10 protein-coding genes are annotated in these 12,788 nt (G+C 43.4%); 7 read left to right on the plus strand and 3 right to left on the minus strand.

Annotation, left to right across the window (positions count from 1 at the left end; genetic code table 11):
- The first annotated feature begins 248 nt into the window (after positions 1–248).
- The 7 genes from gltB (at position 249) to BK820_RS00680 (ending at position 11,186) form a co-directional block, all read left to right on the plus strand.
- Complete coding sequence (gltB, locus tag BK820_RS00650) at positions 249–4,724, plus strand: glutamate synthase large subunit (RefSeq protein WP_171260570.1); 4,476 nt, start codon at positions 249–251, stop codon at positions 4,722–4,724.
- A gap of 72 nt (positions 4,725–4,796) precedes the next feature.
- On the plus strand, positions 4,797–6,218 hold the full coding sequence (locus BK820_RS00655; RefSeq protein WP_071319799.1) for a glutamate synthase small subunit GltD family protein: 1,422 nt from the start codon (positions 4,797–4,799) through the stop codon (positions 6,216–6,218).
- A gap of 185 nt (positions 6,219–6,403) precedes the next feature.
- Entirely contained in the window at positions 6,404–6,994 is a 591-nt protein-coding gene (locus tag BK820_RS00660) for a LemA family protein (RefSeq protein WP_071319800.1), read from the plus strand.
- A 30-nt stretch (positions 6,995–7,024) separates the two neighbouring features.
- On the plus strand, positions 7,025–8,077 hold the full coding sequence (locus BK820_RS00665) for a TPM domain-containing protein (RefSeq protein WP_071319801.1): 1,053 nt from the start codon (positions 7,025–7,027) through the stop codon (positions 8,075–8,077).
- Complete coding sequence (locus BK820_RS00670) at positions 8,071–8,631, plus strand: TPM domain-containing protein (RefSeq protein ID WP_071319802.1); 561 nt, start codon at positions 8,071–8,073, stop codon at positions 8,629–8,631. The genes BK820_RS00665 and BK820_RS00670 overlap by 7 nt, the downstream gene beginning before the upstream one ends.
- Before the next feature lie 211 nt (positions 8,632–8,842).
- Positions 8,843–9,328: a pilin gene (locus BK820_RS00675; protein ID WP_071319803.1), complete on the plus strand. Its 486-nt coding sequence runs from the start codon at positions 8,843–8,845 to the stop codon at positions 9,326–9,328.
- 220 nt (positions 9,329–9,548) lie between these two features.
- Positions 9,549–11,186 carry a PglL family O-oligosaccharyltransferase gene (locus tag BK820_RS00680; protein ID WP_071319804.1) on the plus strand — a complete coding sequence of 546 codons (1,638 nt, stop codon included), beginning with the start codon at positions 9,549–9,551 and terminating at the stop codon, positions 11,184–11,186.
- A gap of 55 nt (positions 11,187–11,241) precedes the next feature.
- Here BK820_RS00680 and bfr read toward each other — a convergent pair whose 3' ends face one another.
- The 3 genes from bfr to ridA form a co-directional block, all read right to left on the minus strand.
- Positions 11,242–11,706: a heteropolymeric bacterioferritin subunit Bfr gene (gene bfr, locus BK820_RS00685; protein WP_071319805.1), complete on the minus strand. Its 465-nt coding sequence runs from the start codon at positions 11,704–11,706 to the stop codon at positions 11,242–11,244.
- A 241-nt stretch (positions 11,707–11,947) separates the two neighbouring features.
- Complete coding sequence (locus BK820_RS00690) at positions 11,948–12,142, minus strand: bacterioferritin-associated ferredoxin (RefSeq protein WP_071319806.1); 195 nt, start codon at positions 12,140–12,142, stop codon at positions 11,948–11,950.
- Between the two features lie 221 nt (positions 12,143–12,363).
- Complete coding sequence (ridA, locus tag BK820_RS00695; RefSeq protein WP_005223441.1) at positions 12,364–12,747, minus strand: deaminase RidA; 384 nt, start codon at positions 12,745–12,747, stop codon at positions 12,364–12,366.
- Between the last annotated feature and the right edge of the window lie 41 nt (positions 12,748–12,788).

Raw genomic sequence — 12,788 nt, forward strand, 5'->3', positions numbered from 1 at the left:
CGCGAAAATGATTCGATGATTATGCGTAAGTGTCATATTTAGTCGTTATTTTTATGTGATTTCTGAGTCTTTTAAACTTTATTTTTCATGCGTATTAATCTGAAAAGGTTTATCTTCAAGGTGTGAAGAAAAGTTTTACTCTGCTAATAGAAATTTCCTCGAAAGTAAATTGGACGCCATCGCAAAGACGGATTTAGATTGTTTAACAGCCCGCCAGGGCTTTGTGATAAGAAGGGTACGCTATGCACATGCCATCGCCTAATAATGTAGCTCCCGCTCAAGGTTTATACCAACCGGATGAGTTTAAAGATAACTGTGGTTTCGGTTTGATCGCCCATATGCAGGGTGATGCAAGCCATGATCTCGTCAAGACCGCAATTCATAGTTTAAGTTGTATGACCCACCGTGGTGGTATTGCCGCAGATGGTAAGACCGGTGATGGGTGTGGTTTGCTTTTGGCAATGCCAAAGGAATTCTTTCGTGAAGAAGCAAAGCGTTTAAGTGATATTACCTTAAGCGAAATTTTTGCTGTAGGTACGATCTTCCTGAACCTGGATCCTGCACTGGCAGCACACGCAAAACAAGTATTAACCAAAGAAATTGAAGAAGAAGGTTGCCGCGTTATTGCATGGCGTGTGGTACCAACCAATAATGGCGCGTTAGGTGAGATTGCGATGCAGTCTTTGCCTGCTTTTGAACAGGTCATTGTTAACTGCCCAATCGGTGTCACTGAGGTTGAATTTAACCGTAAGTTATTCTTGGCGCGTCGTCGTGCCGAGCAGAAACTGACAAATGATCCATACTTCTATGTGACTACCTTATGCTCAACTGTGATCAGTTACAAAGGTCTGATGATGCCGGCAGCAATTGCTGACTTCTATACTGACCTGGCTGATGAGCGTCTGGCGTCACATATTGTGGTCTTCCACCAACGTTTCTCGACCAATACCTTGCCGCGCTGGCCTTTGGCGCAGCCGTTCCGTTACCTGGCGCACAATGGTGAAATTAACACCATTACTGCGAACCGTAACTGGGCGTTGGCACGTACACCTAAATTCGAAAATCCATTACTGCCAGGTTTGACTGAACTGAACCCAATTGTTAACCGTACTGGTTCGGATTCTTCTAGTCTGGATAATATGCTGGAAATCCTCGTAGGTGGTGGTATGGACCTGTTCCGTGCGCTACGTATGCTGGTTCCACCCGCTTGGCAGAATGTTGAAACACTTGATGCTGACTTACGTGCCTTCTATGAGTTTAACTCTAAGCATATGGAAGCATGGGATGGTCCTGCAGGACTTGTAATACAGGATGGTCGTCATGCGATCTGTATGCTGGACCGTAATGGTTTGCGTCCTGCGCGTTGGGTCGTGACTAAAAATGGTTACATCACCTTGGCGTCTGAGATCGGTGTATGGGGTTATGAGCCTGAAGATGTAGTATCTAAAGGTCGTGTAGGTCCAGGTCAGATTCTGGTTGTGGATACATTGACTGGTAAAGTATTAGATACTCAGGATGTCAATAACCACCTGAAACGTATGCGTCCATACCGTGAATGGCTGCGTGAAAATTCAGTACGTCTACAGGGTAGCCCTGAGCTGGAAGAATATCTGTGCGATCAAGGCTTAAAAGGCGATAGCCTGAAAGCGGCACAGAAAATGTTCATGGTGACTTTTGAAGAACGTGACCAGTTATTACGTCCAATCGCAGAAAGCGGTCAGGAAGCTGTAGGTTCAATGGGTGACGATACGCCTATGGCGGTGTTATCACGTCAGGTCCGTCACGTTTCCGATTACTTCCGTCAGCAGTTTGCGCAGGTCACTAATCCGCCGATCGATCCACTACGTGAATCAATCGTGATGTCACTGGAAACCTGTTTCGGTCGTGAACAGAATGTATTTGAGCAAAGCCCAGAACATGCAGACCGTTTGATTGTATCCAGCCCCGTGCTGACGAATTCAAAAATGCATCAGATCCGCACGATTGGTCGTAAAGGTTATGAAATTGCGGACATCGACCTGAACTATCCAGAAGCGGAAGGCCTTGAAGCGGCGATTGCACGTATCTGTGAAGAATCTGCTCAAGCGATTCGTGATGGTAAAACTTTACTGGTTCTTTCAGACAAAAAAATCCGTGAAGGCTTCTTGCCAGCTAATGCTGTGATGGTCACCGGTGCAGTACACCATTATCTGATCAATACAGGTCTGCGTACCGATGCGAATCTGATTATCGAAACCGGTTTTGCTCGTGATCCACATCAGTTTGCTGTACTTCTGGGCTTTGGTGCGACAGCGATCTATCCATACCTGGCGTATGACGTGATCAATGATCTGGTCGCGAAAGGTGAATTGCTGGGTGATCCGGTATACGCGCAAAACAACTTCCGTAAGGGTATTGAAAAAGGGTTGCTGAAAGTCCTGTCCAAGATGGGTATTTCAACGGTTGCTTCTTACCGTGGCGGTCAGCTGTTTGAAGCAGTGGGCTTATCCAATGAAGTCGTGAACACATGCTTCGTTGGTGTACCAAGTCGTATTCAGGGTGCAACATTTGTTGATCTTGAAAATGACCAGAAACAATTGGCTGATATCGCGTGGAAAAACCGTAAACCAATTGATCAGGGTGGCTTGCTAAAATTTGTATTCGGCAAGGAATACCATGCATTTAACCCAGACGTAATTAATTCACTGCATAAAGCAGTACGTTCTGGTAATTATGCTGACTTTAAAGAATATGCAGAACTTGTGAATAACCGTCCGATCGCAACGATCCGTGACCTATTCAAACTCAAAACAGACAATTCGATTGCACTGGATCAAGTGGAATCGGTGGAAGAGATCCTGCCTCGCTTTGACTCTGCGGGTATGTCTTTAGGTGCTTTGTCGCCTGAAGCCCACGAAGCGATTGCGATTGCCATGAACACGATTGGTGGTCGTTCAAACTCAGGTGAGGGCGGTGAAGATCCAGCGCGTTACGGCACCATCCGTAACTCGAAAATCAAACAAATTGCATCGGGCCGTTTTGGTGTGACGCCTGCTTACTTAACGTCAGCAGAAGTCCTGCAAATTAAAGTCGCGCAAGGTGCAAAACCAGGTGAAGGTGGCCAGTTGCCGGGCGGTAAAGTAAACGGTCTCATTGCTCGTTTGCGTTACTCTGTACCAGGTGTAACCCTCATTTCGCCACCACCGCATCATGACATCTATTCAATTGAAGATTTATCACAGTTGATCTTTGATTTAAAACAAGTTAACCCACAGGCGATGGTGTCAGTTAAACTTGTTTCTGAACCAGGTGTCGGTACGATTGCGGCAGGTGTAGCGAAAGCCTATGCTGACTTCATTACCATTTCTGGTTATGACGGCGGTACAGCGGCTTCTCCACTTTCCTCTATTCACCATGCAGGTTCGCCTTGGGAACTTGGTCTAAGTGAAGCGCATCAAGCCCTTCGCGTAAATGACCTGCGTGGCAAAGTCCGTGTACAAACCGATGGTGGTTTAAAAACCGGTCTGGACGTTGTGAAAGCAGCAATTCTGGGTGCAGAAAGCTTTGGTTTTGGTTCAACGCCAATGATCGCATTGGGCTGTAAATACCTGCGTATCTGTCACTTGAATAACTGTGCAACCGGTGTAGCAACTCAGCAGGATCACTTGCGTCAAGAGCACTACATCGGCGAACCGCAAATGCTGATTAATTTCTTCACCTTTATTGCTGAAGAAACCCGTGAATGGTTAGCAGCACTCGGTGTATCCAGTCTGAAAGACCTGATTGGTCGTACCGATCTGCTAGAAGTCTTGCCAGGTGAAACTGACAAGCATGCACATCTAGACCTGAGCAAACTGCTGGAGTCACATCCTGCAGCTGAAGGTAAAGCACAGTACTGTGAAGTTCAGGGCAATGCGCCGTTTGACAAAGGTATTCTGGCTGAGAAAATGGTAGAAGAAATTCTGCCAGCGATTGAAGCGGGTACTGGTGGCGAATATCACTACAGCATTGGTAACTGTGACCGTTCGATTGGTGCACGTCTGTCTGGTGAGATTGCAAAACGTTATGGCAACCTCAGCATGGAAGCTCATCCGGTTAAAGTAAACTTGCTGGGTACAGCAGGTCAGTCACTGGGTGTATGGAATGCCGGTGGTTTGCACATCAGCCTTGAAGGTGATGCCAATGATTATGTTGGTAAAGGCATGGCAGGCGGTCGTATCTCGATCTTCCCACCGAAAGGTTCGCCATTCCAGACGCAAAATACTGCGATCATTGGTAATACCTGTCTGTATGGTGCGACTGGCGGTAAATTGTTTGCTGCAGGTACTGCAGGTGAGCGTTTTGCGGTACGTAACTCAGGTGCCTTTGCCGTGATTGAAGGTGCGGGTGACCACTGCTGTGAATATATGACTGGTGGTATTGTGACTGTGCTTGGTAAAGTAGGCCACAACTTTGGTGCAGGTATGACCGGTGGGTTTGCCTATGTACTTGATCTGGATAATGACTTCGTTGACCATTACAACCATGAACTGATTGAGCTGAATCGTATTTCTACGGAAGCGATGGAAGAGCACAAAGAGTTCCTGGGTCGTATCCTGGATGAACATATTAAAGAAACAGGTAGTGCTTGGGCGTACAAGATCCGCCACGAGTTTGACTTCTATAGCCGTAAGTTCTGGTTGGTAAAACCAAAAGCTGCCAACTTGCAAACGCTGTTGAAAACAACTCAAGCTGATCCACAATAATTCCACTACTGCAGAAATAAAGGCAGATGCAAGGTAACTGTGAATCCCTTGCATCTACCCACGGAGAGAGACATGGCAGAACGCCTAAGTAATGACTTTCAATTCCTGGATGTAGCACGCCAAGATCCAGAGAAAAAAGAGATTGACGTCCGCAAAGCAGAATTTGTGGAAATTTATAAACCTTTCACAACTGAAGTGGCTGCAAATCAGTCACATCGTTGTCTAGGTTGTGGTAACCCGTATTGTGAATGGAAATGTCCGGTTCATAATTACATTCCAAACTGGCTGAAGTTGCTGGCAGAGGGCCGTATTTTCCAGGCAGCAGAACTATGCCATCAAACCAATACCTTGCCTGAAGTCTGTGGTCGTGTTTGTCCACAAGATCGTCTATGTGAAGGGGCGTGTACCTTAAATGATGGTTTCGGTGCAGTCACCATTGGTAATGCAGAAAAATATATCAATGACACCGCCTTTGCATTGGGCTGGCGTCCAGATATGTCCAATGTAAAATGGACTAATAAAAAAGTCGCGATCATTGGTGCAGGTCCTGCCGGACTTGGTTGTGCGGATATTTTAGTTCGTGCCGGCGTAAAGCCAGTCGTGTTTGACAAACGTCCGGAAATTGGTGGCCTGCTGACGTTTGGTATTCCAGAATTCAAGATGGAAAAAGATGTAATGAAACGCCGCCGTGAAATCTTCACCGGTATGGGTGTTGAATTCCGTCTGAATACTGAAATTGGTACAGATGTAACAATTGACCAGTTACTGGCTGACTACGATGCGGTATTTATGGGTATGGGTACTTATACCTATATGAAAGGTGGCTTTGCCGGTGAAGACCTGGATGGTGTTTACGATGCTCTGGATTTCCTGATTGCCAATGTCAATCGTTGCCAGGGCTGGGAAAAAGATCCATCAGAATACATCAGCGTTGAAGGTAAAAAAGTCATCGTGTTAGGCGGTGGTGATACTGCGATGGACTGTAACCGTACATCAATCCGTCAGGGTGCTGAGTCAGTGATCTGTGCTTATCGTCGTGATGAAGAAAATATGCCGGGTTCACGTCGTGAAGTAAAAAATGCGCGTGAAGAGGGTGTGGAATTCCAGTTTAACCGTCAGCCAATCGAAATCATTGGCGAAAATGACAAAGTGACAGGCGTGAAATTTGTGACCACTCAACTGAGTGAACCAGATAGCCGTGGTCGCCGTAGTCCAGAACCAATTCCAGGTTCAGAAGAAATTCTGCCTGCGGATGCAGTACTGCTGGCATTCGGTTTCCGTACCAGCCCAGCGGACTGGTTTGCAGATGTCGAGATTAATCTAGATGGTTCTGGTCGTGTGCTTGCCGCTGAACAGCAGCAATATAAATTCCAGACTTCAAATCCGAAAATCTTTGCCGGTGGTGACATGGTGCGTGGTTCTGACCTAGTAGTCACTGCGATCTGGGAAGGTCGTCAGGCTGCTGAAGGTATTCTGGATTACCTCGATATCTAACAGTTAAAAATTCACTGTAATCATTTAAGGAACCTGCTACGGCAGGTTTTTTTAATCTTTAATTATTTGCAAACTTAAAATAGGAAGCATTAAAAAGATTATAAAAAGTAACAAAACTTTAGAAAATACTGTTTAAAATCAAATTAATTATATAAATATCAATAAAGAATTGAGGAAGAGACATCATGCGTGTATTAAAACAATCTCTCATAGCTGTGATACTGGCCAGTACCTTAACCCTGAGTGGCTGTGGCTATAACACCTTGCAAGTCAAAGATGAGGCTGTGACTGCAGCCTGGTCTGAAGTACAGAACCAGTATCAACGTCGTGCCGATCTGGTACCGAATCTGGTGAATGTGGTGAAAGGCTATGCCGCGCATGAAGAGCAGGTACTCACAGAAGTCACTCAGGCGCGTGCTAATGTAGCAGGCCTCAAAGTCGATCAGGAAGTACTGGAAAATCCTGAACTATTCCAACGTTATCAGGAAGCACAGTCACAAATGACCAGTGCTTTATCACGTTTATTGGCGGTCACTGAAAACTATCCAGACCTGAAAGCCAATCAGCAGTTCCGTGATTTACAGGTGCAGCTGGAAGGTACAGAAAACAGGATTGCTGTGGCACGCAATCGTTATATCACCACAGTTCAGGACTTTAATAGCTACGCACGTCAGTTCCCGCAGGTCATGACAGCTAAAGTGATTGGTATGGATACCAAACCAAACTTCAGTGCCGAGCAAAGTGCTCAGAAAGCTCCAACGGTTTCCTTTGAATAATTCATGAATTGTAAATAAGCGAGAAATCACATGCCTGAGATGCTGCTGAAATACTGTGCTGGGTTGCTCCTCATGTTGGGGATGGGGCTAACCACACTTGTTTCAGCAGAAACAGCCACGACTACAGATACTGAAGAAGTCATCGTGGCGCGTGAAATTTTACAACCTAAAACTGGTCAGAATACTTCAGCTCAAAAAAGTGAAGCTGAAACAGAAATTGCACCAGCGCCACAAACACAGATTGCCAATGATATGGCAGAAGGACAGTTGCAGCGGGACTTGCCGAGTCTGAATGAACCGGTGATTGATCAGGCAAATTTACTCAGTCCAGCTGAAAAGCAGGCGATTAGTCAACGCATTTTAAACTTGCATAATGCCGGTAAAGGCCAAATTGGTGTCGTGATTGTGCCGACCACTGGGCAGGAAGATATTTTTGATTATTCCATGCGTATCGCTGAGGCCTGGCAACTCGGCTCTGCTAAACGTGATAATGGCTTACTTATGACCATAGCCATTAACGACCGCCGGATTCAGATCCTGACTGGTTATGGTCTAGAAGGTGTACTGCCGGATATTGTGGCCGGACGAATTATTAATAACAAAATTACACCTTTGTTTAAGCAGGGTCAGTATGCGCAAGGGATAGATGCTGGGCTGGCTGAAATCGAGCGTATTCTAAATCTGGATCCAGAAATTGCAGCTCAGGCAGCGGCTGAGCTTAAAGAGCGTCAGGAGCAGACTTATAAAGCGCAGCAAGCATCTCAAGCGACTTTTGGTTCGGTTATTTTTATTATCGTCGCTGGCGTCATTAGTTCCATGATCTTTGGCAGGAAGTTGAGTGCGGCCACTGCTGCAGTAGCGGGTACCGCAGCCGGGTTAGTCAATGGTATGGGATTGGTCGCTAGCCTATTAATTGGTGCTGGAGTTTTCTTTTTGCTCGTGACCTCACTTGCTCAGTTGATCCTGCATGCCTTTATGGCAGGTGGAGGTCGTGGCGGTGGTGGTGGGCGTGGTGGTTTTGGTGGTGGCTTCGGCGGTGGCGGTGGTAGTTTTGGTGGGGGAGGAGCATCAGGCTCATGGTAACAACAACAGATACAACAGAGATTGTCACACAGCCGAAGCTGGAAGAATATGCACAGCCAAGTTTTAAGCGTTGGCTCAAGCATTTCTTTTATATGCCGGCAACCAAGCGGTTTTTCTCCAAGCAGGATCAGCATGCGATTGCACTAGCTGTTGAAGAAGCAGAACATGGTCATGTCGGAGAAATTCAGGTCGTAATCGAGGGATGCTTATCTGCACGATCAGCCTATTATCAGGATACTTTATGTAGAGCTCGACAACTCTTTGCCGAGCTCGGTGTCTGGGATACCGAATATAATAGTGGGGTATTGCTATATTTAAACTTGTGTGAGCATAAGGTTGAAATTGTGATTGATCGGGGAATTAAGCAGGCAACCACTCAAGAAGTCTGGGATCAGATTTGTCAGCATATTGTTCAATTATTAAAGCAAAAGCAGTTTAAGCAGGGTGTGATTGAAGGTGTTATAGAAATTGGAAAAATTCTAGATCAATATTACGATCGAAAAATAGATGATTTAAAGAATGAATTGGGTAATAAACCCATTATATTAAGGTAAACTATGTCAACTAACTGACAATTTTTGTCAGTTATATACACAAAATGAAACCTAAAAATAACAAATTGAAAAATATTTTTTTAAACTGCTGTTTTTTCTGTCAATTTTATTATAATAAAACTTGGCATACTTAGTGCTAAATATAAAATTAAGCTAAATAAGTTTTTTCTTTAGGCTTATAAATAAACAAAAAACATTTGTGGAGAATGTTATGAATACAGTACAAAAGGGTTTTACCCTTATTGAATTAATGATTGTTGTTGCAATTATCGGTATTCTTGCTGCAATTGCGATTCCTGCTTATCAAAACTACACAGCAAAAGCTCAAGTAGCTACCGGTTTAGCTGATATAAGTGGTGGTAAAACTAATACAGAAGCTCAACTTTCAGAAGGTATTTCTGCTGTAATTAGTTCTCCAACAGCAATTGGATTACCTACTCAATCCGGTACTTGTGCTGGTATCAAAGCGAATGTCACTGTAGCTGGTGTTACCACTATTCAATGTAAGCTTAAAGGAAGTGCACGTATTAATGGTAAATTTATTCAATGGGAGCGTACTGGAGATACCGATGCAACAACTACGAATGGAACTACTACCCCAGCAAGTGCTGGTACTTGGACTTGCTATACTAACGTTGCAGATGAATTAAAACCTAAGAACTGTACAGCTAAAACTTCTATTACTGAATTATCTTAAATTATTTAATAAATACAAACGCATCTTTATAGATGCGTTTTTTGTTTTGTCTTGAAATCTCCTTGTTAATCTACTGACAATTTTTATACATAGCAAAAAACTAGAAATTTTAAAAAATCATTAATTTTTAACCTTAAAGTTAAAGCATGTAAAAAAGCAGATTACCTTTTAATCTGCTTTTTGTTTATCATGTGCCAAACTTTCATTGACTGATATTTCCATGAAATTCATGCTCGCCCTGATCGCAGCAATCTTCATCTCCCTTGCATGGCTCATGCCCATTCATTATCGGCCTTGGGTCACCTATACTGGTGAGCTATATGCCTTTTTTTCGCTATTTGGATTAGCTGCAATTTGCTTAAAAGATAAATTAATAATACCCGCCATAACCTTACCTTTGTTGCTACTCGCCTGTGTCCCGCTGATTCAATTTTTTATGGGACAGGTATTTTTCTTTAGCACCGCCATGATGGGCTTTATTTTTATCTTTAGTTTTTGGCTCGCAAGTGTTTTGGGTTATAACCTTTCAACTGGAAACTATAACCGGGAAGAAACTTTTACCAATCTTAGCTATGTATTTTTAGCTTCAGGAACGATTACAGGCTTAATTGCTGTATGTCAGTGGACGAATCTGGATTCAATATTGCCAGGCATGGTCAATATTAGTGGCAACCAGCGGCCTTATGCCAACTTTGCCCAACCCAATAATATGGCAACTTTTTTAGTCATGGCTTTGATGAGCTGCCTTTACTTATATGAAAAGAAAAAAATCCAAACCAAATGGCTATTTGCCTGCGCTGCTGTGATTGTGATTGGCGTGGCTTTAAGTCAGTCACGGACCGCCTGGGTCGCTGCGATCGCGATCATGTTATATCTGGCATTCTACCAATATAAAGGGATTATTCGCCTGAAATGGTATTACAGCATCGCTTGGTTCATTTTCTTTATTGCATGTATTGTCGCTTTTCCATTGTTAAGTCAATTGGCGACTCAGGTCATGGATACCCAAGTGGTGCAAAGCCGTGATGTAGTTTCGCGTGCTACAGGTGATATGTCACGACTCGCCATCTGGCAGCAAATGTTGGCCGCGATTCAGGCCCAGCCATGGTTTGGTTATGGCTGGTATCAGACCAGTATCGCTTTTGTTTCAATCACGGATACGGTTCAAGGTCCGGTCTGGATTCGTAGCGCACATAATTTTATTATCGATTTCCTGATCTGGAACGGGGTAGTGATTGGTGTCCCATTCTTAGCTTATTTCGGCTATCTGGGCTATCAAATACAGCGATGGGTGAAAACGCCGGAGTCAGTCATTGGCATATTAATGATCGGTGCTTTTGTTACGCATGCTATGTTTGAGTTTCCACAGCACTATGCCTATTTCCTGTTACCAGTAGGTTTTATTATCGGTACAGTACTGGCGCAGCGTTCAGATATAGCTAAGCAGCTTGTTATGCCATCGTGGCTGATAAAAGCCATCTTTGCGGTTGGTGTTATTTTAATTGCAGTCATTTACCGGGATTATGATACCGCTGTACCAAAACTCGGTCAGAGCATTCGCTATGAACAGCAGCCGGAAAAAATTACCAATGAAAAGCCGATCTTCTTGCTGACGGAATTTAATCATCGTATTGCCTGGATCCGGGTAGATCCTTATACCAAGATGAGTCAGGACGAAATCCATCAACATGAAAAATTGGTGGTGAGTTATCCAACCAAATACAACTTGCTAAAATATATTCGTTTACTGGCCTATAATGGTTATATTAAAGAGGCACATCACCAGCTCTGGCGTATGAATACGATTCAAAAAACTGAACTGAACTATGATGAAGTTATTAAAGATATGCAGAAATAGTTTCAGCTCAATAAAAAAGCCATCATCATGATGGTTTTTTTATGTCTTTAAGAAATCAAAGCTGGCTTTGAATATAGTTTTGAATACTCACACTTTGAATCAAATCAAGCTGAGTCGTTGTCCAGTCTAAATATTCTTCTTCTTTTTCCAGAATTTCTTGAACCAGATCACGAGTCACATAATCCATTTGAGTTTCAGCTAAAGCCACAGCTTGCTGGATGGTTTCAATATTCTCTTTGACTTTGCGTACGTCACATTGCAACACTTCTTGAGTGTGCTGACCAATATACAGTTTACCTAGATGCTGTAAATTCGGCAGACCTTCTAAAAATAAAATGCGTTCAATAATTTTATCGGCATGTTTCATCTGCACGATGGATTCTTTGTATTCGGCTGAACCTAGCTTTTCAATGCCCCAGTCATTAAACATGCGTGAATGCAGGAAATACTGGTTAATCGCGGTCAGGTGGTGATACAACACCTGGTTCAGCTGATTAATTACATCACGATTGCCTTTCATTGTATCACTCCGTATAGCTTGATGACCCATTTGTATTTATGGGTTTTTATATCAGATTATCTTAAATCATATGGCTCGGTAATGGCGAGTAATTTATTGAACTGCAAATGAAAATCGCAATCAAATAGTATCAAATGAAATCTAAAACAATAAAAACCCGCCAGAGTCGAGGGCGGGGAGGAGTAATGATCGGAGATCATTGTTTTTATCATTATATTTATAGAGGTATTCAATATGCTATTTAGGCTGCAACTGCCAGACGCGCCGCAATCTGGGAAACTTCATCACTGATGATCATACGGGCTTCTGGAGCGCAACGACCACAACATGTGCCTAGGTCAAGCATTTCACGCACATCACGGTAACTTTCGGCGCCATTTGCAATAGCATCTTTAATGTCTTGATCTGTAATGCCTCGGCATAGACAAACGTACATAGGATACAACCACAGTGAATAAATAAGATAAGAGATATTATTGATAATTGTTATCGTTTGTCAATAAAAATCATTTGAAAATGCTTTTTATAATGATCGATGATTCAGATAAAAAAATACCACCTGAGCGGAAATCCGAGTGCTGCTCGGACTTCTGCGCAAGAGCGATTTATAATTTAGAATTAAATATTGCAGGCTGGGGATTTAGTAATTTTTATAACTTATTGATTAATAATCACTACACCATCCATTTCAACCAGTGCATCCTTAGGTAAGCTTGCTACACCTAAGGCAGCACGTGCTGGATAAGGTTGAGCAAAGTATTCCCCCATAATCTGGTTGACGAGCTGGAAGTGAGAAAGGTCAGTCAGGTAAATATTGAGCTTGGCAATATCTGCCAGAGAGCCGCCAGCTGCTTCGCAAACTGCTTTCAAGTTATCAAATACGCGACGAATCTGAGCCTCGATGCCTTCAACCAGTTCCATGCTGTATGGATCTAGACCAATTTGACCTGAAAGATACAAGGTATTGCCAACAAGAATCGCTTGCGAATAAGTACCGATCGCAGCAGGGGCATTTTCAGTATGGATCACTTGGCGGGACATCAATTTCTCCTTTTATCATCAACATACATCATATTAGATCA

This window comes from Acinetobacter sp. LCT-H3 (assembly GCF_001866125.1).
GTDB classification, from domain to species: Bacteria; Pseudomonadota; Gammaproteobacteria; order Pseudomonadales; family Moraxellaceae; genus Acinetobacter; species Acinetobacter schindleri.

What these genes read in the sequence shown, in the direction of transcription:
- BK820_RS00655 (WP_071319799.1), top strand. Translation starts at nt 4,797, where the DNA reads ATGGCAGAACGCCTAAGTAATGACTTTCAATTCCTGGATGTAGCACGC.
- BK820_RS00675 (WP_071319803.1), top strand. Translation starts at nt 8,843, where the DNA reads ATGAATACAGTACAAAAGGGTTTTACCCTTATTGAATTAATGATTGTT.
- ridA (WP_005223441.1), bottom strand. Translation starts at nt 12,747, where the DNA reads ATGTCCCGCCAAGTGATCCATACTGAAAATGCCCCTGCTGCGATCGGT.
- bfr (WP_071319805.1), bottom strand. Translation starts at nt 11,706, where the DNA reads ATGAAAGGCAATCGTGATGTAATTAATCAGCTGAACCAGGTGTTGTAT.
- BK820_RS00690 (WP_071319806.1), bottom strand. Translation starts at nt 12,142, where the DNA reads ATGTACGTTTGTCTATGCCGAGGCATTACAGATCAAGACATTAAAGAT.
- BK820_RS00665 (WP_071319801.1), top strand. Translation starts at nt 7,025, where the DNA reads ATGCCTGAGATGCTGCTGAAATACTGTGCTGGGTTGCTCCTCATGTTG.
- BK820_RS00660 (WP_071319800.1), top strand. Translation starts at nt 6,404, where the DNA reads ATGCGTGTATTAAAACAATCTCTCATAGCTGTGATACTGGCCAGTACC.
- BK820_RS00680 (WP_071319804.1), top strand. Translation starts at nt 9,549, where the DNA reads ATGAAATTCATGCTCGCCCTGATCGCAGCAATCTTCATCTCCCTTGCA.
- gltB (WP_171260570.1), top strand. Translation starts at nt 249, where the DNA reads ATGCCATCGCCTAATAATGTAGCTCCCGCTCAAGGTTTATACCAACCG.
- BK820_RS00670 (WP_071319802.1), top strand. Translation starts at nt 8,071, where the DNA reads ATGGTAACAACAACAGATACAACAGAGATTGTCACACAGCCGAAGCTG.